The organism is Granulicella sp. L56 (genome assembly GCF_009765835.1).
Classification (GTDB): Bacteria; Acidobacteriota; Terriglobia; order Terriglobales; family Acidobacteriaceae; genus Edaphobacter.
On sequence record NZ_LMUS01000001.1, the window covers coordinates 462,225 to 485,608 of the forward strand.

Here is a 23,384-nt window from a genome sequence, read left to right on the forward strand (position 1 = left end):
AGTGCATGAGCGTCTTATATACTGAAAATTCAAACTGATGCCGACAACCGATACAAGACGCCTGAATCCCTTTGCGCTATTGGGCATCCTGCTCGGAGTCGTTCTTCTCGTCGTTGTGGTCGTTCGCTCGTTTACGCGCGAAGTAGTGGAGATCCGGGCGGCCGCAGTAACTCACCAGAATCTGGTCAAGTCCGTTCCTACGAATGGCAAAGTCGAGCCGATCAGCGACTTTCGTGCTCATGCGGAAGGACCGGGCGTGGTGGCGAAGATTTATGTCAAGGTCGGACAGAAAGTAAAGTCCGGCGATCTGCTGATCAAGATGGACGATGCCGACGCTGTGGCACGACTTGCCGCGGCCAATGCTGTCCTGCGCACCGCACAGGCAAGTATGCATGACCTGCAGCAGGGCGGCTCTCAGGATGAGCGCATTGCGTTGCAGGGAGACCTGAGCCGAAGCAGGATTCAGCAACAACAGGCGGAGAGCGATCTTACCGCGCTGAAACAGCTTCAACAAAAGGGTGCGGCTTCGGCCAGCGAAGTTGCGGCGGCGGAGCAGCGGCTTCAGACCGCGAACAGCTCTTCGCAGAATGTCCAGATGCGCAGCACCCAACGCTATAGCGGCCCTGACCGGACACGCGCCCAGGCGCAACTGGCCGACGCACAGGCCGGAGTCCTCGCTGCGCAAAAAGGATATGCGAACGTCAATGTCCGCTCGCCTCTGTCGGGCACGGTCTATGCCATCCCCGTCTCTCAGTACGATTTCGTGCAGGCAGGACAGGACCTGGTGGACGTTGCCGACCTCAATAAAATTCAGCTCCGCGCTTATTTCGATGAACCGGAGATCGGCAATCTGGCAGCAGGACAGCCGGTCACCATCGTCTGGGAAGGCAAACAGGGCCGGGTCTGGCATGGCCACGTCGTCCGCGTACCGACGACCGTGACCGCCTACGGATCGAGAAGCGTCGGCGAGTGCCTCATCTCCGTAGACGACGCGAATGAGGACCTGCTTCCCAGCACGAATGTAACGGTGACTGTGACCACCCAGCAGCGGTTCAACGTTCTGAGCATTCCACGAGAGGCATTGCATACCGAACCCTCGGGGCATGATTTCGTCTACCGCGTCATCCATAACAAGCTTGTGGTCACCCCCGTCCAGGTTGGGGTAGTGAATCTCTTGCGGGTTGAGATCACTGGCGGCCTTACCGAGAAGGACACCGTTGCCCTGAGCGCAACGAACAGCAACCGTGACCTCTCGAATGGGCTTGCAGTAAAAGTAGTCGACTAACCATGGTTCCAAAGACAAACCTGATCTACCTCCGGATTGCATTTTTACTGGTTCTGCTCTCCGGAGGCCGTCTGCTGGCCGATGACGCACAGTCAGCAAACGCGCTTCTACAGCAGGGACGCGTCGATGAAGCACACCTCTCTTTGCAGACACTCCTGGCGGCGCAACCCGGCAACTCCTATGCCCACCAATTACTTTGCCGCGTCTATTATGCCCAGGGAATGGCGGATGCCGCGATCCAGGAGTGCGAATTGGCGGCCTCGCAAGATCCTAGCAACAGCGGCACCCAGATGTGGCTGGGCCGCGCTTACGGGATGAAGGCTTCTCATGCCAATCCGGTTGTTGCCTTCGGCCTTGCGCGTAAGGTTCGATATGCCTTTGAGCGAGCGGTACAGCTCGATCCGGAAAATATTCAGGCAATGAGCGACCTTGGCGAGTTCTATGTGGATGCTCCAGCAATCGTCGGTGGAGGGCTGGACAAGGCACGGGCGCTGGCCAGCCGGATGCAGCCTCGCTTTTCGTCGCAATCGCATCGCTTGCTGGCATTGATCGCCAGCGAAGACAAGGATACTGCGACCGCTGAATCGGAGTTCAAAAAAGCTGTTCTCGCAGGCAGAACGCCCGCAGCCTATATCGACCTTGGCCAGTTTTATCAGAGGCAGAACCAGCCGGATAAGGCGCTTGAAGCGCTGAAGGCAGGCATTGACGCGGACCGCAGAAAAGATGCGTCTCTGGTAGACGCGGCAAGCATTCTCACCGCCATGAACCAATCACCCCAACTCGCCGAAGATCTGCTGCGTGAGTATCTCTCCTCCTCCGCCAAGTCGGATGATGCGCCGGCATTCAAGGTGCGTATCCAGCTCGGCGACCTTTTGGCGCATCAGGGCGACGCCGCTTCCGCGCATCGGGAGTATGCTGCCGCTGCCGCACTGGCCTCAAACTATGCACCTGCCCGTAAATCGCTGCAGGGTTCCTGACGGAAAGAGCGATACCATGGTACGCAGCCCATCTCGAAGGAATCTCTCAGAACGCATGACCCGACTTCTCCGCCTCGCCATTACGTGTACTGTGGTCGCCGCTGGAAGTCTTCCGGCCATGGCGCAGATTTCGTTCACCTCCGCCCTGGATCTCGCGCAAAAAAACAGCCCCAGCGTCCGGATGGCGCAGGCCAATGTCGATAAGGCCAATGCCGCACTGTCGCAGTCCCGCGACGTCTATATTCCGAGCGTTGCGGGTGGTTCGGGGCTGGGCTATTCCTATGGATTTCCGGTTGGCCAGCCCTCCGTCTTCAACTTCACCATGCAGTCGCTGGTCTTCAACTTTTCTCAGGGAGACTATATTCGGGCATCGCGCTTTGCCTTGAACGCCGCGGAACTGGCTCTGCAAGACGCACAGCAGGCGGTGACGGAAGATGTCGCCGTCACCTATGTTGCGCTCGACCGTGATTCGCAGCGGCAGAAGGCTTTGAGCGAACAGGCAGGATACGCTACCCGTCTGATCGATATTATTCAGGAGCGCCTCGACGCAGGCCAGGACACGCCTATCGATCTCACCGGCGCACAGCTTTCAGCAGCGCAGATCAAGCTGGCTAAACTTCGCTCCGATGACGAAGCAGAGAATGATCAGGCCCATCTGGCACTCCTGATCGGTGTTCCAGCGCAAGGTCTCGGTGTCGTCAGCAGCAGCATTCCCCCGTTCACGGCACCGCCGGTTAATCTGGCGGAGTCCGCACCACAGAGCAGCCCCTCTGTCGCCTCTGCCTATGCCACCGCGAACGCTAAGCAGAAGATTGCACTGGGAGACGCACGTTATCTCTGGAGACCGCAGATTGCCTTTGCCGCGCAATATAATCGCTACGCAAAGTTCAACAACTACGACCTTTACTATTCGCACTTTCAGCACAATAACTTCGGTATCGGGGTGGAGATCACCCTGCCGATCTTCGATATGTCCCGTCGCGCCAAGGCCCGCGAATCTGCAGCGGACGCCATCTATGCCGCACGCGAAGCCGATCAGGCACGAGACCAGTTTCTCGAAGGCCGCCAGAAGATGCGCCACGCTACCAGTGAGCTGGCGGCGCAAGCCCAGGTTGCCGCCCTCGATCAGCAGTTGGCCCAGCAGCAACTTGATATTTTGGCTGTCCAATTGAAATCGGGGAGCGGAAATCCTTCCGCTCCGCAGATGACGCCCAAGGATGAAGAAAAATCTCGGATCGGCGAGCGAGAGAAGTTTTTGACGGTGCTCGATACCAGCTTCGAGATGCGTAAGGCAGAGATCAATCTTCTGCGGCAGACAGGCCAGCTCGAGGACTGGGTCAAATCCGTAGCGCAGTCACAATCTTCGACTGGATTGAAACCAGAATAGCTTCGAGGACATTTTTTTCGACTACTTTTTGCCTATCTTATTGATCCGCAAAGAGTGAACCACCGTAGAGACCAAAGAAATCCCCTCAAACCCCTTAGCAAAATGGTAAACTTGGACTATTATCATGCCCTTGAAAACACTGTTCTTGAACCCGCCCTCCTTCGAGAAGTTTGACGGTGGTGCCAGCTCCCGCTGGCCTGCCACTCGCGAGATCGAATCCTATTGGTACCCTGTGTGGCTCACCTACCCGGCGGGCATGCTCGAAGGGTCCCGCCTGCTCGACGCGCCGCCGCACCATATCAAGTGGCAGGAAGTCGTCGGGATTCTGAAGGACTACGAGTTCCTCGTCCTGTTTACCAGCACGATGGGCTGGGATGGCGACCAGAAGATGGCTGAGGTCATCAAGCAGACCTATCCCTCGATCAAGATCGCCTTCGTCGGGCCCCCGGTCACGACGTCGCCCGACAAGGCGCTCAACGAGTGCCCTGCCATCGACTTCATCTGCCGCCGCGAGTTCGACTTTTCCGTCGTCGAATATGCCAATGGCAAGCCCCTGAACGAGATCCTCGGCGTCAGCTACAAAGACGCCTCCGGCACGATCCAGCACAATCCTGACCGTCCGCAGGTTACTCCTGAGCAGCTCGACGAGATGCCCTGGGCTACCGACATCTATCACCGCGATCTCGACGTTACCAAATACAACGTTCCCTTCCTTCTTCACCCGTACGTCGCGCTCTACTCCACCCGCGGCTGCCCGGCGCAGTGCACCTTCTGCCTTTGGCCCCAGACGCTGAGTGGCCACGCGTGGCGCAAGCGGTCTACCGATGATGTGGCCGCCGAGATGAAGTCGGCCAAGGCCAAGTTCCCCCACGTCAAGGAGTTCTTCTTCGATGACGACACCTTCAATATCCAGAAAGCACGCACCGTCGAGCTTTGCGAGAAGCTGAAGCCCCTTGGCCTGACATGGTCCTGCACTTCGCGTGTGACGACGGACTTCGACACGCTCAAGGCCATGAAGGAAGCTGGCTGCCGCCTGCTCATCGTGGGCTATGAGTCGGGCGATCCCCAGATTCTCAAGAACATCAAGAAGGGTGCCACCGTCGAACGTGCGCTCGACTTCACCCGCGACTGCCACAAGCTCGGCCTAGTCATTCATGGGGACTTTATCCTCGGGTTGCCTGGTGAGACGAGGGAGTCGATTCGCAACACCATAGACTTCGCCAAGCAGCTCGACTGCGAGACCATCCAGGTCTCCATCGCGCACGCCTTCCCCGGCACCGAGTTCTTCGACTATGCCAAGGAAAAGGGCTTCATCACCAATGAGGCCATGTCCGATGACGGTGGCCATCAGATGGCGCACATCGAGTATCCCGGACTGCCTGTCGAGTACGTCATGGAGATGGTGCATAAGTTCTATGACGAATACTACTTCCGCCCCAAGGCGGCCTTCCGTGTCGTCTGGCAGGCCATCGTCAACCGCGATGTCCCCCGCCTCTACACCGAGGCAAAGTCCTTCATGACACTCCGTTCGCAGCGCAACAAGGCCGCACTTAAGATGAAGGAAGCCAACGCCGCCAAGGCGCAGGAATCCGTCAGCATGAACGCGTAATTGATTTTTATTCCGAGCGGTCAGCATAGGTGATGCTGGCCGCTTTTTTCTGGACTGCAGACTGAATCAATGGCTGGATCAACCCACTCCAATTGGGGTGATTGTTAAATCGATGAAGCACACCCTTACTCCGCGACGTTATCTCATTTTGCTGGCTGTCATGCTTACTGCATCGGTGGGCGATACGCTGCTCTCGCGTGGCATGTCCCAGGTTGGCCCGGTCGATCTGCATCATCTCGGTCTGCTGCTGCACGCTCTTACCAACATCAATGTCATCGCCGGCATCGTTCTGCTCATCGGATTCTTCGCCAGCTACACGACTGCACTCTCCTGGGCCGATCTCACCTTCGTCATGCCTGCCACCGCCTTTGGCTACGTGGTCATTGCGCTGCTCAGCCGCTTCTGGCTGCACGAGTATCTGAGCCCCTACCGCTGGGCGGGCATCGTCCTGATCGTCTGCGCCGTCGGCTTTGTTGCCAACGGACCCTCCCGCACAGAGCACCCCTCCGATCACCCCGACCTCGATCTCATGGACAGTGGTGTCGGCCGATGACCTCCGCGCACGTCTTCCACCAATGGTCCGCCATCCTCTTTGTAGTTGTCCTTGCTATCACTGGTGAGTGCCTCATCGCCGCCGGTATGCGCCGCCTCGGCGATCTGGACTGCTTCCGCACTCGCCCAGGTCTTCTCGGCTATCTCGGCCCTGTGCGCGCTGTGCTCTCCAACCCACTCTTCCTTATCGGAGCCCTCTGCATGGCCCTCAACTTCTTCGCCATGCTTTATACCCTCTCCATCGCCCAGCTCTCCCTCGCCGCCCCCGCCATCGCCTCCCTCACCTATATTGGCAACACCGTCGCTGCGAAGCTCTTTCTGCACGAAAATGTAGATCGGCGCAGATGGCTGGCGGCGCTGTTCGTCTGCGCCGGGGTGGTTTTACTTTCGAAATAGGAAGCCAACGCTAAACAGCCAGCCCGGCCAGTTCCCTTGCGCGAAGGAAGACACGGGTGAACATGGTGCTGTTCAAACGGCCTGTGTTGGTGTTGCGCAGAGATGGGTGATAGGTGGCCAAAAGATGCATTCCGTCAGGAAGAAGGTATTCCGCGCCGTGAGCGAACCGATAGGCAGATTTACGGGCGATGATGCCCATCTGGAGAAGATAGGCGAGATAGCCGTCAAAGGCGATTTTGCCGAGGCATACGACGACACGAACGCGAGGCAGAGCATGAATTTCGTCGGCAAGATGCGTGGCGCAATTGCGGATCTCCTGGGGGAGAGGTTTATCCCCCGGCGGCGCACAGCGGACGACAGAGGCTATCCAGGCGTGGCGGAGCTTGAGGCCGTCGTCGCGGGAGATGCCGGTCGGCTGGCTCGCAAATCCTAACTCGTGGAGAACAGGGTACATAAAGGCTCCCGAACCGTCTCCTGTGAAAGGCCGTCCGGTTCGATTAGCACCATGAGCCCCGGGAGCGAGCCCCAGAATAAGAACGCGGGCACGAGAGTCCCCGAAGCCGGGAACGGGACGGGACCAGTAGATTTCGTCCTGATAGGCACGGCGGCGGGTTTCGCCGATTCCGCGGCAATAGTTGCGAAGGCGTGGACAGCGGTTGCACTTGACGATGGAGTCGTTGACTTGCTGCAAAATCGGCGACAGGGGCTGAACTTTAGAACGGATCACTGCATCCCATGATAGTTGCAGAACCCTCGACTGGTCATGTGAGCTTTTGTGAAACCGGCTAAGTAAGATGTTCGTTGAATAAAAAGTGAATTGGAGGTTCGTTGGAAGATCCCAGACTCAGCAGAATGTACGCAGCATTGTGGAGACGGAAACTCGCCGAACTCTGGCATGGTGCCTGGCAAACGGCAGTGAAACGCTCAGGCCTGCTGATTACTATCACGGTGGCCGTGCTGGTGCTGCTGGTGGCCGTCGGCTTGAAGGAGCGTGGTCGGGGGAATCTTACGAAGCTGAAGACAGAGCTTGGGGTCCCTAAGCCGGTATCGCATGAAGCCGTGGCCATACGTCCCGGCGGCCAGGATCCGGTTGTCCTGGAACATGCGCAGACGGTGGACGTGGAAGGTCCTGAGTTCGTTTCGGCGACGCTGTTGCCGGGGCGCGGCATGAATCTGCTGCAAATACAGGCCTATATTCCTCAAAAAGGAACCGTAAACCTGCTCGCTTCGCCGTCTCTGGAAGATGCCGCCAAGCAGATGACAGGAGAGGACAAGGACGCTGATGGGCTCGCAAGCCTGTCCATGGGCGGAGCGATCGAGGCTCCGTGGGCAAACCGTATTTGGGGTTCCCCGCTGGACGGCGACACGATTACAACCTGGCGGGGACATAGCTTCCATCTACCTGCGGAGCAAGGAGTGAGCAACGGAGGCCTGCTGCTGAAACGGCAGGCAGACACAGTGAAATCAAATGTGATGCCGGACGGTGGTCAAGTCCAGTCAATCTATGATGCGGGAGATTTTGACGGTCACTGGATCTCGCACACCATCATTACGACTACCGTTCAACTGAACAGCCGGGCGATCGAGATGAATGTTTCCGCCCATAATACAGGCAACGAAGCTGAGCCGGTTGGGATTGGCTGGCAGCCAAAATTCGCAATTCTGAGCGGAGACCGCAACCAGGCCACGCTGAAGCTGCCAAACGCACTTCATGTAGAAGTTACGGATCGTCGTGGTGAAATGCCTACCGGCAAACTCTTACCGGTCGATGGCACGCCGTACGACTTTACCAAGCCTGAAGGCACCCGGCTGGGCACATTGAACCTGAATGACAGCTTTGTGCATCTGAAGCAGGGCCTGCTGGATAACGGCCCTATCGCCGAACTGAGAGACCCGAAGAGCAATTATGGGTTACGCATCACAATCTTGAGTCCAAAGATACAAGCGATCCACGTCAATGCGGCGGCGGACAGCTCTTTTGTCTCGATTGATCCCCAATTCAACTACGACGATCCATTCGGCCAGGAATGGCCCAAGAGCGAAGACACCGGCATGGTCGTTCTGGAACCGGGGCAGACGGCGCAATGGAAGATCCGGCTGGAGATTTTTGCGCTGAACGGTAACGCTTCCCAACATATGTAGGTTTGGCCAAGTCAGGGAGCCCAGCATAAGGAACTACTCGAATGGTCGAGGTTTGACCCTCCACAACGAAGACTCGTACAGTAGTAAAGAGGCGTGTTCCAAGCGGTCAGCTTTTGAGCGCGCAAAACCGTACATACAAGCACCCCGGAAGGCATGGATTTGACCCCGACTGAGATGACAGAGACGAATGAGACTGCCGAGCAGCAGTCTGAACTGGCGCATACCCACAATCATGACCACGAGCACGATCATGAACACGAGCATCAGCACGCTCCTTCGCTGAACCCGGAATTGACGCGGGAGATCGAGGTGGAAGTCGGGGCGGATGAGGTGTCGAAAGCCTTTAAGAAGGTCGTGAAGCGCTATCAGAAGCAGGCGCGTATTCCTGGTTTCCGCGCAGGCAAGGTGCCGGAGTCGCTGATCCGGTCGAAGTTCGCCAAAGAGGTCCGGCAGGAGGTTCTGGAGAGCCTGGTGTCCGAGCCTTTCCGCAAGGCGATCGACGACCAGAAGCTGCGCCCGGTGTCCGAACCGCAACTGCTCGACATGCAGCTCTTCGACGGGCAGCCGCTGAAGTTCAAGGCTGCCTTTGAGGTTGCACCCGAGTTCGACATTGCCGGTTATGAGAGCGTTCATGTAGCCAAGCCCGAGGTTGCGCTGACCAGCGAGGAATTCGATGCAGAGCTTAGCCGGGTGTTGGATGCTCATGCGACCGTTGAACCGGTGGACGAAGACCGGGAACTCGTCAACGGCGACTGGGCCGAGATCCAGTTTCGCGGCGAAGTGAAGGACCTGGCACAGACCGTTACCGAAGACGGCGTGGCCAATGCTTCTCAACACGCGCCGATTACCGGTGAAGACGTGCTGATCGAAATCGGCGGCAAGAACACTCTGGCTGCATTCAACGATGCGCTGCGCGGTGCGAAGCCGGGGCAGGAGCTGAAGTTCGAGGTAGACTATCCGGCGGACTTTGGCGATAACCGACTTGCGGGACAGACTGTCAGCTACGACGTGACGGTGAAGGCGATCAAGCGCAAGACGTATCCCGAGCGCGATGCTGAGTTTGCCAAGCAGCTTGGAAATTATGAGAGCTGGGATGACTTTGAGAGCAAGCTGCGGGAGCACACGGCAGACCGTAAAAAGGACGCGCTTGAGAACGGTGCCAAAGACAAGATGCTCGAAGAGCTGATCGGGCGGTATCACTTCCCTGTTCCCGAATCGTTTGTGCAGCAGCAGGTGGATGCGCGGTTGGATCGCGGCCTCCGCGCTCTAGCCCAGCAGGGTATGAAGGCCGACGACATGCGCAAATTGGACTTTGGCCGTCTGCGCGCTGCCCAGCGTGATCAGGCAGTAAACGAAGTCAAGGTTTCGATGATTCTCGACAGAATCGCCGAGGCTGAGGGCGTCGTGGTGAGCGATGAGGACCTTGATCGTGAACTGCTCATGATTTCGATTCAGTCGCGCGAGCCGCTGGAAACTCTGAGGGAGCGACTGGCAAAGGATGGCGGTCTGGACCGCATCCGCGAGCAGATGCGCCGCGAAAAGACTGGAAGCGTGCTCTACGAGAAGCTGGCTTCGTAGATATAAAACATAAACCAGAATTTTCTGCTAACGATTTTTAGAAAGAGAGCGCTATGGGATTAGTACCGATGGTGATTGAGCAGACGAGCCGGGGCGAACGCGCCTACGATATCTACAGCCGTCTGCTGCGTGACAACATCATTTTTCTGGGCACGCCGATCGATGACAACATTGCGAATGTCATCATTGCGCAAATGCTGTTTCTGAGCGGTGAAGACCCGGAGAAGGACATTCAGCTTTACATCAATTCTCCGGGCGGATCGATTACTGCGGGGCTCGCCATCTACGACACGATGCAGTACATCAAGAACGATGTTGTGACGTTCTGCATCGGCCAGGCGGCCAGCATGGGTGCCTTTCTGCTGATGGCCGGGAAAAAAGGCAAACGATTTGCCCTGCCGAACTCGCGAATCCTGATTCACCAGCCGTCGATGGGCGGCTTGAGCGGACAGGCCACCGATATCGACATCCATGCACGGGAGATTCTGCGGATTCGTGAGATTACGAATAAGCTGATGAGCGCCAGCACCGGCCAGACGCTGGAACGGATCGAGCGCGACGTGGAGCGGGACTTCATCATGACGGCAGCACAGTCAAAGGAATACGGGATTATCGACGACATTATCGATAGGCCACGAACGTAATCAAAAGGTAACGCAAGGGAGCCCGGGCCAAATGGGTCCGGGCTCCCTTGCGTTATCACCAATTCGGTGTACAGCGGCAGGCACCCCTATCTACGGTTTACAAGATGAAACGGGTGTAAACTTCTGCTTATACCTTTGCACTGCACGGATTACCCAGGAGTTGCCGCACTTATGAAAACGTCACGAGGCACAGACGAATCTCTTCGCTGCTCTTTCTGCCACAAGTCGCAGGACGCTGTTGCCAAGCTCATCTCCTCTCCATCGGACTATCCGCGAGCTTATATCTGCGACGAGTGCGTTGCTGTGTGCAACTCCATCCTCGAAGACGACCGTACGGAGGCGCAGCCCGGTGCAGCGCCTGCCCACCTGCCTAAGCCGCAAGAGGTCAAGGCGTTTCTGGATGAGTACGTTATCGGTCAGGACCAGACGAAGAAGAAGCTGGCGGTCGCGGTCTATAACCACTACAAACGGATTCAGATGAACAAGACTCGCGGCAACGATGTCGAGCTGGCGAAGTCGAACATTCTGCTGGTTGGCCCGACGGGATCGGGCAAGACGCTGCTGGCGCACACGCTGGCTAAGATGCTGGACGTTCCCTTCGCAATCGTCGATGCGACCACTCTGACCGAAGCCGGATATGTTGGCGAGGATGTCGAAAATATTATTTTGAAGTTGTTGCAGGCAGCCGAAGGAGATGTGGCGCGCGCCCAGAGCGGCATCATCTACATCGATGAGATTGACAAGATCGGACGCAAGGACGAGAACCCATCGATTACACGCGATGTCTCCGGCGAAGGGGTTCAGCAGGCGCTCTTGAAGATTCTGGAAGGAACGGTCGCCAATGTTCCGCCACAGGGCGGCCGCAAGCATCCGCACCAGGAATTTACGGCTGTCGATACCACGAACATCCTTTTCATCTGCGGCGGAGCTTTTGTCGGCCTCGAAAAAGTGATCGGACGCCGCATTGGCAAGAAGGCTCTGGGATTCAAGGCAGTCGTTGACCCGGAGGCCAAAGAAGACGAAGTGACGCCAATTCGCGCCCAACGCGATGCCGAGTTGCTGCGGCAGGCGCAGCCTCAGGACCTGTTGAAGTATGGACTGATTCCTGAGTTTGTAGGGCGGTTGCCGGTCATGGGAGTTCTCGACGAGTTGGATGAGGCTGCGTTGATCGACATCTTGACGAAGCCGCGCAATGCCATCCTGAAGCAATACACGAAGCTGTTCGATTTCGAAGGCGTAAAGGTCACCTTCACGGATGAGGCCGCACGCGAGATTGCGCGCGAGGCCTTGCAGCGCAAGGTAGGCGCCCGTGGCCTGCGCATGATTCTCGAAGAACTGATGCTCGATCTGATGTACTTCGTCCCGGGCAACAAGAAGGTCAAGGAGTTGTCCATCACGGCGGAGATGGTGAAGAAGCACAGTTTGACGTTGCCGATGTTGTTGGAAAAAGCCGGATAAGACTAATGCGCAGGATCAGTTAGCTCCAGCACATCAGTTTGTCTGCTTTCGGGAAAATGGGTGATATGTAATTTTCCACTTTTTCGGATGTATTTAAATGTCTTGTCCGGAGCCGTTTACAATCACTCAAAGCCGTTAGCGCGTTTGCACCGTTGCGCACGGACGGACGTCTAATAGGGAGCATGATGACTAATTCAACCAAAGAGACGTTGAGCGGCGAAGTACGCAAGCTGCCCATGATGCCTATTCGCGACATGGTCATCTTCCCGCACATGATGACTCCGTTTGTCGTGGGTCGCGAATCCAGCGTACGAGCGCTCGAAGAAGCGCTCTCGGGTGACCGGAAGATCTTCCTGGCGACCCAGCATGACGCCTCTATCGATGAGCCCAGTATCGATGATATCTACGAGACGGGCACCATCGGCAATATCGTCCAGAGCGTCAAGATGCCTGACGGAAACATCAAAGTGCTTGTAGAAGGAATCGAGCGGGCGCGAGCGACTGCAATCAACGATAACGACGGATTTTTTGTCGCGACCGTACGCACCGGCCAGACGCACCTGGAGCTGACACCTCAGGTTGAGCAATTGATGCAACGGGTTCATACCCTGTTCGAGCAGTATGTGAAGCTGCAGCAGTCCCTGAACTACGAGACGATGGCTGCAAGCGTCCGTGCCGATGAACCGGCAAAGCTGGCCGATACGATTGCCGCGAACCTGCAACTATCCATCGAAGAGAAGCAACAGTTGTTGGAAGTGTTTGATCCGGAGATGCGTCTTTCGCGGGTCGCGGACGTTCTAGATCTTGCTATCGAGAAGTTGAACATGGACCGCACCATCCAGTCTCGCGTTAAACGGCAGATGGAGAAGGCGCAAAAAGAGTATTACCTCAACGAGAAGATCAAGGCGATTCAGAAAGAGCTTGGCCGGGGAGAAAAGTCCGAGTTCGACGAACTGAAGAAGAAGATTGAAGCGGCAGGCATGCCGAAGGATGTCCTCGAAAAATCGCTTCTGGAGTTGAAGAAGCTTGAGGCGATGCCGCCGATGTCGGCTGAATCTACCGTCTCGCGCAACTATCTTGACTGGCTGCTTGCAGTGCCATGGAAGAAGCGTTCCAAGGAGATTCGCTCGATTGAACACGCCGAGCAGATCCTGAACGAAGACCATTATGGACTGGAAAAAATCAAGGAGCGGATCCTCGAATTTCTGGCTGTGCGACAGTTGGTGAAGAATCCGAAGGGCTCGATCCTGTGCTTTGTTGGACCTCCTGGCGTGGGCAAGACTTCTCTCGGAATGTCGATTGCCAAGGCCACAGGACGCAAGTTCGTGCGCATGTCGCTTGGCGGCGTTCGAGACGAAGCTGAGATTCGAGGCCACAGGCGTACCTATATCGGGGCGCTGCCGGGCCAGATTATTCAGTCGATGAAAAAGGCCGGAACCAAGAACCCGGTATTCATGCTGGATGAGATCGACAAGATGGCATCGGACTTTCGCGGCGATCCGGCCAGTGCCCTGCTTGAAGTTTTGGACCCTGAACAGAATGCCTCCTTTCAGGATCACTATCTCGACGTGGAGTATGACCTGTCACAGGTGCTCTTCGTCGCGACGGCTAACGTGCTGCACACGATTCCGGGGCCATTACAGGACCGCATGGAAATTCTGCGGTTGCATGGCTATACCGAACTCGAAAAGCTGGAAATCGGCAAGCAATATCTGGTCAAAAAGCAGCGCGAGGGCACGGGTTTAACTGAAAGCCAGGTCACCTTTGAAGATGATGCTCTGCGGCAGATCATTCGTGGATACACTCGCGAGGCAGGCGTGCGAAATCTCGAGCGCGAGATCGGCAATGTGTGCCGCAAGATTGCACGTCGCGTTGTAAAGAATGGCGCCAAGCATCAGGAGACCGTGACTGGGGAGAATATCGGCGAGATTCTAGGCGTGGCGAAGTTCCGCGACTCTCAGGTCCATGAAAAGAGCGAGGTCGGCCTAGTAACCGGTCTTGCCTGGACTGAGATGGGCGGCACGATTCTGCAGACTGAAGTGCAAGTGCTGGACGGCAAGGGTAAGATGACGGCGACCGGGCAGCTTGGCGATGTCATGCAGGAGTCGGCGCAGGCCGCATTGAGTTACATACGGTCAAGGGCAAATCATCTTGGGTTGGCGAAAGACTTCTACCGGAACGTCGATATTCACGTCCATGTCCCTGAAGGCGCGATTCCCAAGGATGGGCCATCGGCAGGCATCACTCTCGCTACTGGACTGGCTAGCGCGTTGACCAAGATCAAGGTGCGACGCGATATCGCCATGACAGGTGAGATCACGCTGCGCGGCAAGGTACTTCCAATTGGTGGCCTTAAAGAGAAGCTATTGGCAGCACACAGGGCAGGTATCTTTGAGGCGATCCTACCGGAAGACAACCGCAAAGATCTGGCCGATTTGCCTGAGTTGCTGAAGACCTCGATGAAGCTCCATTTTGTTGAAGAGATGGATCAGGTGCTCCAGATAGCTCTTGAAGAAAAACTCCCCGAGTTACAGGAAGAGACGCCGAGCGGTCTGGGAGCTGTGCTGCCGCCAAGCATTGATGCTCCGCAGCCCGCTGCACATCAATAGAAGACAATGCTGTGAAGATAAGGCCGAGCCAACCAGGCTCGGCCTTTATCTTTGTGACTGATGAATCCAGTTCAAGCCGATCGCTTACCCGTGACGAAGTGCATGATGAAAGAGATGACAGCGAAGACGATAAGCAGGTGAATCAGGAAGCTGCTTATGTGCAGGACGAAGAATCCGCCCAGCCATAGAATAATCAGCACCACGGCCAATATGAGAAACATTTAGAGCCCTTCTTTCTTCTTTGATGTATCGCGTCAGGCGCGAAACTTACAAGTGATAAGAGCCGCGAGAGGCCGCATTCGTTGTATCTATAGCGAAGAATATGAAGTGACCCACTTGGGGGCTATAAAAGGATAGGGCAGCCAGAAGTCTCTGACTGCCCTATCCTTTTTACATCGTTAGCGTTGAATCGTGATTTTCTTTAGAAGGTGCCACCGGCGATCGAAGGAATCAGCATCACCTCATCGCCATCCTGAAACGAGTAGGCCTCGCCACCGAGAAAACGGATGTCTTCGTCGTTGACATAGATGTTGATGAAGCGGCGGAGCTTACCGTCATCATCTTTAATCTGGGTACCGAGAGCAGGAAATGTCTGGTCAATATCGGCGATAAGACCGGGCAGATTCTGCGCAGCGGAGTCGAACTGTTTGCGGCCATCGGTATGGCGGGTGAAGGCAGCGGGAAGAGTTACTTTAATTGCCATGAGTACCTCCAACGGCAGCCAGTTCAGGTTCCGCAGCGCCATCCAACTCCCGCAGGTAGGCATCGAAGTCAGCCAGGCGAGGGCGAACGGCGCGCTCTTCCCGATAGTGTCCGGTCAGCGCGTCAGTTGTTTTAAGACCGTTGCCGGTGATGCAGGCAACCGTGAGTTCGTCGGGGGAGATCCGTCCGTGAGCGTAGAGGCGAGCCGTGACGGCGGTGGTAACGCCTCCGGCGGTCTCCGTGAAGATACCTTCGGTCTCTGCAAGCTCTTGCATGCCGGATACGAGTTCTACATCGGAGACGTCTTCAGCCCAGCCGCCCGTGGCGCGGATCATCTGCGACGCTGCGGGGCCATCGGCAGGATTGCCGATCGCGAGGGAGCGGGCAATAGTATTGGGCCGCTGGGGCTCGATGAAGTCATTGCCCAGCTTGACAGCCTGAGAGATGGGCGAGCATCCGGTAGCCTGGGCACCGAAGAAACGGACATGCTTCTCTTCGACAAGGCCAAGATAGATGAGCTCCTGGAAGGCCTTGCGGATCTTGCGAATGAGCGAGCCGCCAGCCATGGGGACGATGACGTTGTCGGGCAGCCGCCAGCCCAGTTTCTCGGCGATCTCGTAGCCTACCGTCTTCGAGCCTTCAGCGTAGTAGGGGCGGAGATTGACGTTGACGAAACCCCAGTTGTACTCGTCGGCGATCTGGCTGCAGAGACGGTTGACGTGATCGTAGTTGCCGTCGATGCGGACCAGACGGGCACCATAGACCTGGGTGTTAAGGATCTTGGCGGCTTCGAGCTCAGCCGGAACGAGGATGCACGCCTTGATACCCAGGCGCGCGGCCTGTGCGGCTACTGAGTTGGCCAGATTGCCGGTGGAAGAGCAGCCAACGGTATCAAAGCCGAAGCGCTGGGCATTTGCCAAAGCTACGGAGACGACACGGTCCTTGAAGCTAAGAGTTGGGAAGCAGACGGCGTCGTTCTTAAGGTAGAGATTGGTTGCGCCGATGCGCTTGCCGAGATTGTTGGCCTTGATGAGAGGCGTGAAGCCGACGGGAAGGTCGGGCTGGTAGCCTGCGGGAATGGGCAGGAGAGCGGCGTAGCGCCAGATGCTGGGCGGGCCTGCTGCGATGGCTTCGCGGGTGAAGACACCGCGTGCTGCTTCCAGATCGTAGGCCACTTCAAGCGGGGCCAGGCAATCGGGGCATGCGGACAGTGGCTGGTTGCCAAACCGCTTTCCGCACTCATTGCATTTCAGCTCATACACCGTACAGGAATAGTTCATTACGCTCTCTCCGAGAGGAGGAGTTTTGAACCTGCGACATACTCTCTTTTATGGGAACGCCGCGAACGGCCAGGAAGGTGAAATGGGGTGCAACCTAACATTTTGGCTGCGTGCTCCTAATCTCATGTTCCCTGTTTCCAGGAGAGAGTTGACACCGGTACGCGTTTGTTCTGTCCGGTTGTCGTGGCGTCACAGGGCTCGTCCCTCAACCACTCTGCATGAAATTCAAATTTGCCCGAAAGCAAACTGGAATAGTTAACTTTTAGCACAACACGGTTGCCTCTGCAACTGTGTCAGTTAGTAACTAGATGCATCTCATCAAGCTGCGGCTGCATTTTATTGCGTCCGTGCCGTGGAAGCTTAGCGTGGCTTTGGGACAATATCGCGGACACCTTCGACGAAGGCTGCAGGATCAAACTCCGTACGAACGATCTCATCTGGGCAGTCGGTGAGGATGGCGACACGCCAGTTGCAAACAAAGGCGATCAACTGGCCAGGCTGAGCTGTCTTGATCTCAGAGCACAGATGTTCCGCTTCGCTAATTCCCGCCTCCCCTTCAACGTCGATCAGAACAAGATCGTAGGGCCGTGCCCAGAACATGGACATCCCTTCGGCATTGCTGAGAGTGGAATCTACGTCGAAACCCGAGATACGAAGGATTTGATCGCGCAAGGGCCGTAGCATCTCGCGACGACAGATGTGCAGAATTGCTTGCTTATTGTCTGTGAGTGGTTCCATGATTCCGTTACTTTGTCGTTGGGCCTTTTTGACTTATCTCTACACTTTGCTGTCAGCCATTTCAGATGATGCCTTCTAGGCAAGTATTTCGGCTTCGTCCTTCTCGGAGCGGACGGCGTCCGGAAGCTTAGCAGAGGGGACGAGCAGATCTTCTTTACGCATCACGAGATTGGTCGCGTTGAGGCTGGCAAGTTCAAAGCCATGCCCGTGCGTGATGGCATCGGTCGGGCAAGCCTCGACACAATAGCCGCAGAAGATGCAGCGGTTGTAGTCGATGTTGTAGACCTTGGCGTAGCGCTCGGCAGAGGAGATTCGGACGGACTCGGTGTTCTCAGCCGCTTCAATATAGATGCAGTTTGATGGGCAGGCTGCGGCACAAAGAAAACAGGCCACACACTTTTCGAGACCGTTCTCATCGCGCTGAAGCTGGTGCTTGCCGCGGAAACGCTCCTGAAATTTAGCCCCTCGCATTGGACCTTTGCCGTCAGGGTAGTTTTCAACTTCGGTCGGCTGGAACATCTCCTTGAGGGTGATGCTCATTCCCTTGGCTATGGCTGCGGCGGCGCGTACTTTGGACATACTTCCAGTATAACTTGTGTCAGAAGAGCGCTGCTTGACACGAAAACAAGCTGAACTTCCGGCTGAAATTTTATCTTCTGCGTCGTATGTGCCTGAAGTCCTTGGCCACACAGGGTAGGATGTGGTAATGAAAGCAATTCGATTTGCTGGCTATCTGACGATGACGATGGTTTTAGGCGGTACTCTGAGCGGGATTCCGGCACAGGGTCAGGGGATGCCGGAACATGCCCACGTCCAGGCCGTGCTATCGACGAGCCTGACACTTGTTATAGAAGGTAAGGCGACGACGCTATCCGTAGCTGAGCTGCAGGCGATGCCGCAGAAGACGGTCACCGTCCACAATCCGCATACAAAGATGGATGAGAACTACACCGGCGTGGAGTTGAGCGATCTGCTGGCGAAGTATGGCGCAGCGCTGGACAAGACGACACAGCGTCGAATCCTGCGTAGCTACCTACGGGTGGAAGGGACGGACCATTACTTTGTGCTGTACTCCGCCGCAGAAATTGAAGGGGAGATACACAACGTCGATGTCATTGTGGCTACCGGCATGAATGGCAGCGGGGTAGGAGAAGACGGAGCGATCAAGCTGGTGGCCAGCGGAGACAAGAAGCCGATGCGTTGGGTAAGAAACGCTACGAAAATTTCGCTGGTGACGGTGGATTAAGGGGATTCATCATGGACTTTGAACAGTTGAAGACATTCGTCGAGGTACAGCGGCAAAAGAGTTTTTCCAAGGCGGCCGAGAAGTTGCGGATTACGCAGCCGGCAGTCTCCGCGCAGATTCGCTCGTTGGAGCGTGAGATAGGAGAGACGTTATTCGACCGCAAAGGGGGTAAGGTGACCTTTACGGCGGCTGGGCGGGTCTTTGAGCCGTTCGCCGAACATGCTCTCGACTGCCAGCGGCACATGATGATGATGGTGGCGGAGCAGCTACGTTCTCCGCGAGGAGAGGTTGGGATCAGCGCGCAGGAGTCCACCAGCCTGCATGTTCTGCCGGATGTGTTCGTGGAGTTCAAGAAATATTATCCGAAGGTTGCGCTGAAGATTATTCGGGCAGAGAGAGCACGCACTCTCGAACTGCTCGCTAACCGGGAGATCGATTTTGGGGTTGTCTCTCTTCCTGTAAAAGATGCGCGTTTTACAGTAGAGACAATTCATCGTGATGAGCTGGTACTTGCAGTTCCGAAGGACCATCCGTTGCGCACCGCAAAAAATGTCGTCGTGAAAGACATTGTGAAGTTTCCTTTTCTGCTACCCAAGCAGGGACGACAACGGGAATTAATTCTCAACATCTTTGGAATGCAGGATGTTCAGCCCAAGACCGTGATGGAAGTAGAGAGCGGAGAGCTGATGAAGCGCTTCATTCTTGCGGGACTCGGCATTGGCTTCCTGCCGAGCGCCAACATTGCGGATGAGATCAAGCGGGGTACTTTGGAGATTGTGAAGATTGAATCGCTGCGCCTGTCACGCGATCTGGGGATCGTCTATCTCAAGGAGAAATCGATGACACGAGCCACGAAAGCGTTTCTGGAGATTGCCACTCGCGATGTCGGCGGACCTGGTTCTGCGGGGCTTCCGACAGAATAAGCCGTTACGAGATATGGAAATGCGAGAAAAGCCCGCATCGAGTTTTATCATTCGATGCGGGCTTTCCCGAATGCTCTACAAGGCCCGCTCTCCGCGTTCCTGGTTTCTTATACGAATCGCGTCTTCGGCTTTGAAGAGGAATATCTTTCCATCACCTATCTCTCCCGTCGCACCATGTTTGATGATGGCTTCGATGATTGGCTCGACACGCTCGTCAGGGACAACGATTTCGACGCGCAGCTTGGGAATGAGGCTGACTTCATACTCTCGCCCGCGATAAGTTTCGGTGTGGCCTTTCTGCCTGCCATGCCCGCGAACCTCTCCTACTGTCATGCCCTCGACACCGAGATCCGAGAGTGCTTCTTTGATCGCGTCAAATTTGTTTGGTCTTACAATCGCCTCTATTTTTGTCATGCTGTCCTCGCATCGATTTCATCGGGTTGAATGGTGAGCTTCAAAAGAAGAGCACGACGCGAGGGAATGTCCGATAGCGGCCATTCCCTCACGGGCTATCTGCCGTCCGTCATGCCCGAAGGTGAGCCAAGGGCGGTGATGACGTATTCGGGATACGCTGAGATGCCGTGCTCGTGCAGATCGATGCCGTAGAGTTCGCCCTCTTTCGATACACGCAGCGTACCGGTGAGATTGACCACCCACATGAGCAGCATGGCTACCGCAAAGGTCGATACAGTAATGATCGCGCTCCCAATGAACTGTGCCTTGAGGAGCGTCAACCCGCCACCGTAGAAGAGACCTCTCAGCGGTGCGCTGTTGTCCGGAGCGAGTGGCCCGGTGGCACCGTACTTACCCACGGCGAAGAAGCCGAGAGAGAGCGTGCCCCATATGCCGCACAGTCCATGAACGGGAACCGCGCCGATAGGATCGTCGATGCGGAGCCACTCCAGTAACTCGACTCCCAACACAACGATAATGCCAGCGATACCACCCAGAATAATCGACCCGGTTGGACTTACCCAATAGCAAGGGCAGGTAATTGCCACAAGTCCCGCAAGGAAGCCATTGACCGTGAAGCTGATATCCCATTTCTTGCTCATGAAGTAAGCGAACGTCATGGCAGTGAGGCCAGCAGCGCAGGCGGCGAGGGTTGTATTTGCAGAGATTCTGCCGATGCCCTCAAAGTCCATTGCGGAGAGCGTGCTGCCAGGGTTGAATCCGTACCAGCCGAACCAGAGAAGCAAGCCGCCCGATGCAGCAATCGTAAGGTCATGAGGAAGCATAGGGCCGCCGCCATCGCGCTTGAACTTGCGACCAAGGCGCGGGCCAAGAACGATTGCCCCCGCAAGAGCGACCATGCCGCCGATGGTATGTACGACTGTCGAGCCAGCGAAATCGTGAAAGCTTTGGCCGAGGGTGGGAAGAAAGAAGCCGGTGCTTCCCATGGTTGCGAGGAAACCGTCCGGGCCCCATGCCCAGTGGCCGATGATGGGATAGATGAAGCCGGAGACGCCAAGACTGTAGAGCAAGTCTCCGACAAAACCGGTACGTCCGATCATCGCTCCCGAGGTGATGGTGGAGCAGGTATCAGCGAAGGCGAACTGGAAGATCCAGAAGGCCAGGAAGCTGACGCCGGTGGACTCGTAAGTTGCCGGGATATCTTTCAGAAAGAACCAATGATAGCCGATGAAGCCATTGCCATGGCTGAACATGAATGAGAAGCCGATGGCATAGAAGAGCAGGCCACAGAGACAGGTATCGACGATACACTCCATCAACACGTTGACCGTCTCTCGAGATCGACAAAAGCCAGCCTCAAGCATGGTGAAGCCGACTTGCATTCCGAAAACAAGGAAGGCCGCGACCAGCGTCCACATGGTGTTGACTGGGTTGACGATATCGGCTGCTTTGACCGGTGAATCGGCAGCCAACACGTTGGTAAAGCAGAGCTCGGTGATAAAGGTGGCGACCAGCATGACGGCCGCAACACCAAGCACCTTGCCGGCGAGCAGAACCATGCCGTAACGGCGCCACTGAGCCTCGTGCAGGCGCTCGCCCAATCGGCTGATCTTCTGCGGGAAGGATAGTCTTACTGCCTGGTTCACTGTTTGTGACATTCAGAGAACTCCTTTGCTGGAAAGTAGATGACGCTATTGAGACACATATCGCTAAGACCTGGAAGGCGCCTGGAGCCCAACTGCCTGATTTTGCGATCCCTGGTTACGTTGCGGTAGCTGTACCGTACACAGCCCGTTACCGGGCATCAAGAGCTCATTCGCAGAAGAACTTTTTTCTATGGACCGCATTACTTTTTGCGACCGATACACGGATAAAGGCAGAGTATTCAGCCATCAAGATAGCTTTTTTTGATATGCCATATCGAATGCATTGATTCGCGCAGAATGCCGAAAGAATGCCGAAATCTGCGTGCTATACCCAACTTACACACACTTAGCAACCTGCTCAGACTCACACTCTGGCAGGATGAGGGCCATCAATCACCGCTGGAATTTGCGCCAGCATGCTTATGACTTCTTAACGGTTTCCATACGAACTTCCTATCATTTGCGCTCTACCATCACAGCACATAACAAGAGAGAGGACACTGAAAACGATGGCTCAATCAAAGAGGAAGACTGCACTTACGAGAACCATGATCGCGGCCTTGGCATGTTGCGCCGGAGCACTTTTAACTACGCAGCACTCCCAGGCACAGGACGCATCTCCACCCCCTCCTCCGTCAAGCACAGCACCCGCGACACCTCCCAGCACAGCACCGGCTGCTGCTCCCGCCGCTGCCGCACCGTCGGTCTGGAGCGTTGGCGGAATCGACTTCAGCGGTCTCGTCGATGGCTATTACAACTTCAATGCGAACCATCCGCCCGATAGCACCAACGGAAACCAGCTCCACAACTTCGACTATGACGCCAATACCTTTAGCTTGAATATGGCCAAGCTGACGATGTCTCACGATCCCGATCCCGTGGGATTCCGGATCGATCTTGGGTTTGGGAAAGCTTTCAACGAAATCCTCAGCACCGAGCCGAACTTCAAGCATCTGGAGCAAGCGTTCGTTAGCTGGAAACCCACCAAGGGCAAGGGATTTGAGGCTGACTTCGGTGAGTTTGTAACCTCGGCTGGCGCAGAAGTAATTGAGACGAAGGACAACTGGAACTACTCACGCTCACTGCTGTTCTCGCTGGCAATTCCCTACTACCATGTCGGACTTCGCACTTCTATGCCACTGACCAAAAGCTTTACCGCCGGAGTTCAAGTTGTAAATGGATGGAATAACTTCAGCGATAACAACAGCGGCAAAACCATTGGACTTACTGGTGTTTACACCAAGCCAAAGTACACGCTGAGCACGAACTACTATGTCGGTCCCGAGAACAACAAAACCAACAAGGGATATCGTAATCTTTTCGATACCACACTGTTGCTGACACCAAGTCCGAAGGTCAGCGCGTATATCAATTACGACTATGGCCAGAACCGGAATGCAGACGTCATCGATAGCGAAGTTGCGACTCCACAGTACGAGACGACCGATCTGTCTCACTGGCAAGGCATCGCTGCGGCTCTGCATTATCAGGCCACAGGTAAAGTTGCCTTTACCCCTCGCTTTGAATACTTCAAGGACGAGTCGGGGTTCTCAACCGGGACAGTGCAAAATGTCAACGAATTTACTTTGACCGGAGAATACAAGATGCCAGAAGGACTTCTGGCACGGCTTGAATTCCGCCGCGATGACTCCGACCAACCGTATTTCGTAAAAGGCAGCCGCCTCGTAAATGCTCAATCAACTTTAGAGGCTGGAGTAGTCGCCTTCTTCGGACCAAAGAGGTAGGAGATTTCAGTATGAGGACTACTTGTTCCCTTTTGCTTGATTCAACGATATCT

Annotated in this window: 22 protein-coding genes and 1 riboswitch; of the genes, 14 read left to right on the top strand and 8 right to left on the bottom strand. The window is 55.8% G+C overall.

Features of this window, described 5'->3' with window-relative positions; genetic code table 11:
• The first annotated feature begins 37 nt into the window (after nt 1–37).
• From GSQ81_RS01970 to GSQ81_RS01995, 6 genes are all read left to right on the top strand, one after another.
• Nucleotides 38–1,285, top strand: coding sequence for an efflux RND transporter periplasmic adaptor subunit (locus tag GSQ81_RS01970; RefSeq protein ID WP_158909059.1), 1,248 nt, complete (start codon nt 38–40; stop codon nt 1,283–1,285).
• A gap of 2 nt (nt 1,286–1,287) precedes the next feature.
• Entirely contained in the window at nt 1,288–2,262 is a 975-nt protein-coding gene (locus GSQ81_RS01975; protein ID WP_158909060.1) for a lipopolysaccharide assembly protein LapB, read from the top strand.
• Nucleotides 2,263–2,317: 55 nt separating this feature from the next.
• Nucleotides 2,318–3,649 (top strand): TolC family protein, encoded by a 1,332-nt coding sequence (locus tag GSQ81_RS01980; protein WP_158909061.1) that lies wholly within the window; start codon nt 2,318–2,320, stop codon nt 3,647–3,649.
• Between the two features lie 124 nt (nt 3,650–3,773).
• On the top strand, nt 3,774–5,258 hold the full coding sequence (hpnJ, locus tag GSQ81_RS01985; RefSeq protein ID WP_158909062.1) for a hopanoid biosynthesis associated radical SAM protein HpnJ: 1,485 nt from the start codon (nt 3,774–3,776) through the stop codon (nt 5,256–5,258).
• A 112-nt stretch (nt 5,259–5,370) separates the two neighbouring features.
• Nucleotides 5,371–5,811 carry an EamA family transporter gene (locus GSQ81_RS01990; RefSeq protein WP_158909063.1) on the top strand — a complete coding sequence of 147 codons (441 nt, stop codon included), beginning with the start codon at nt 5,371–5,373 and terminating at the stop codon, nt 5,809–5,811.
• Nucleotides 5,808–6,206 (top strand): EamA family transporter, encoded by a 399-nt coding sequence (locus tag GSQ81_RS01995; RefSeq protein ID WP_158909064.1) that lies wholly within the window; start codon nt 5,808–5,810, stop codon nt 6,204–6,206. Before GSQ81_RS01990 ends, GSQ81_RS01995 begins: the two co-directional genes overlap by 4 nt.
• Nucleotides 6,207–6,216: 10 nt before the next feature.
• Here GSQ81_RS01995 and GSQ81_RS02000 read toward each other — a convergent pair whose 3' ends face one another.
• Entirely contained in the window at nt 6,217–6,933 is a 717-nt protein-coding gene (locus tag GSQ81_RS02000) for a uracil-DNA glycosylase (RefSeq protein WP_216846353.1), read from the bottom strand.
• Nucleotides 6,934–7,121: 188 nt separating this feature from the next.
• Here GSQ81_RS02000 and GSQ81_RS02005 point away from each other — a divergent pair, with 188 nt between their 5' ends.
• From GSQ81_RS02005 to lon, 5 genes are all read left to right on the top strand, one after another.
• A complete protein-coding gene (locus GSQ81_RS02005; protein ID WP_158909065.1) occupies nt 7,122–8,348 on the top strand; it encodes a hypothetical protein in 1,227 nt (408 codons plus the stop codon).
• 153 nt (nt 8,349–8,501) lie between these two features.
• Nucleotides 8,502–9,926, top strand: a complete 1,425-nt coding sequence (gene tig, locus GSQ81_RS02010) for a trigger factor (RefSeq protein ID WP_254059936.1) — start codon at nt 8,502–8,504, stop codon at nt 9,924–9,926.
• A 53-nt stretch (nt 9,927–9,979) separates the two neighbouring features.
• Nucleotides 9,980–10,570, top strand: coding sequence for an ATP-dependent Clp endopeptidase proteolytic subunit ClpP (clpP, locus tag GSQ81_RS02015; RefSeq protein ID WP_026336315.1), 591 nt, complete (start codon nt 9,980–9,982; stop codon nt 10,568–10,570).
• 171 nt (nt 10,571–10,741) lie between these two features.
• A complete protein-coding gene (gene clpX / locus GSQ81_RS02020; RefSeq protein WP_158909066.1) occupies nt 10,742–12,028 on the top strand; it encodes an ATP-dependent Clp protease ATP-binding subunit ClpX in 1,287 nt (428 codons plus the stop codon).
• 185 nt (nt 12,029–12,213) lie between these two features.
• Entirely contained in the window at nt 12,214–14,637 is a 2,424-nt protein-coding gene (gene lon / locus GSQ81_RS02025) for an endopeptidase La (protein ID WP_158909857.1), read from the top strand.
• A 71-nt stretch (nt 14,638–14,708) separates the two neighbouring features.
• Here lon and GSQ81_RS02030 read toward each other — a convergent pair whose 3' ends face one another.
• The 5 genes from GSQ81_RS02030 to nuoI all read right to left on the bottom strand — a co-directional run bounded on the left by GSQ81_RS02030 (nt 14,709) and on the right by nuoI (nt 17,936).
• Complete coding sequence (locus GSQ81_RS02030) at nt 14,709–14,858, bottom strand: lmo0937 family membrane protein (RefSeq protein WP_158909067.1); 150 nt, start codon at nt 14,856–14,858, stop codon at nt 14,709–14,711.
• A 200-nt stretch (nt 14,859–15,058) separates the two neighbouring features.
• Nucleotides 15,059–15,340 (bottom strand): MoaD/ThiS family protein, encoded by a 282-nt coding sequence (locus GSQ81_RS02035; RefSeq protein ID WP_158909068.1) that lies wholly within the window; start codon nt 15,338–15,340, stop codon nt 15,059–15,061.
• On the bottom strand, nt 15,330–16,619 hold the full coding sequence (gene thrC / locus GSQ81_RS02040) for a threonine synthase (RefSeq protein ID WP_158909069.1): 1,290 nt from the start codon (nt 16,617–16,619) through the stop codon (nt 15,330–15,332). Before thrC ends, GSQ81_RS02035 begins: the two co-directional genes overlap by 11 nt.
• 119 nt (nt 16,620–16,738) lie before the next feature.
• Nucleotides 16,739–16,844, bottom strand: a riboswitch (SAM riboswitch).
• Between the two features lie 135 nt (nt 16,845–16,979).
• A complete protein-coding gene (locus GSQ81_RS02045; protein ID WP_158909070.1) occupies nt 16,980–17,357 on the bottom strand; it encodes a hypothetical protein in 378 nt (125 codons plus the stop codon).
• A gap of 75 nt (nt 17,358–17,432) precedes the next feature.
• On the bottom strand, nt 17,433–17,936 hold the full coding sequence (gene nuoI / locus GSQ81_RS02050; RefSeq protein WP_158909071.1) for an NADH-quinone oxidoreductase subunit NuoI: 504 nt from the start codon (nt 17,934–17,936) through the stop codon (nt 17,433–17,435).
• 127 nt (nt 17,937–18,063) lie between these two features.
• Between nuoI and GSQ81_RS02055 the strand changes: the two genes are divergently transcribed.
• Both GSQ81_RS02055 and GSQ81_RS02060 read left to right on the top strand, forming a co-directional pair.
• Nucleotides 18,064–18,603 (top strand): molybdopterin-dependent oxidoreductase, encoded by a 540-nt coding sequence (locus GSQ81_RS02055; RefSeq protein WP_158909072.1) that lies wholly within the window; start codon nt 18,064–18,066, stop codon nt 18,601–18,603.
• 11 nt (nt 18,604–18,614) lie between these two features.
• On the top strand, nt 18,615–19,526 hold the full coding sequence (locus tag GSQ81_RS02060; RefSeq protein ID WP_158909073.1) for a LysR family transcriptional regulator: 912 nt from the start codon (nt 18,615–18,617) through the stop codon (nt 19,524–19,526).
• Between the two features lie 75 nt (nt 19,527–19,601).
• On the opposite strand, the gene GSQ81_RS02065 is transcribed toward GSQ81_RS02060, so the two are convergent.
• Nucleotides 19,602–19,940, bottom strand: a complete 339-nt coding sequence (locus GSQ81_RS02065; RefSeq protein WP_158909074.1) for a P-II family nitrogen regulator — start codon at nt 19,938–19,940, stop codon at nt 19,602–19,604.
• A gap of 95 nt (nt 19,941–20,035) precedes the next feature.
• Nucleotides 20,036–21,598 (bottom strand): ammonium transporter, encoded by a 1,563-nt coding sequence (locus tag GSQ81_RS02070; protein WP_158909075.1) that lies wholly within the window; start codon nt 21,596–21,598, stop codon nt 20,036–20,038.
• A 536-nt stretch (nt 21,599–22,134) separates the two neighbouring features.
• Here GSQ81_RS02070 and GSQ81_RS02075 point away from each other — a divergent pair.
• A complete protein-coding gene (locus tag GSQ81_RS02075) occupies nt 22,135–23,331 on the top strand; it encodes a porin (RefSeq protein WP_158909076.1) in 1,197 nt (398 codons plus the stop codon).
• Nucleotides 23,332–23,384 lie beyond the last annotated feature (53 nt).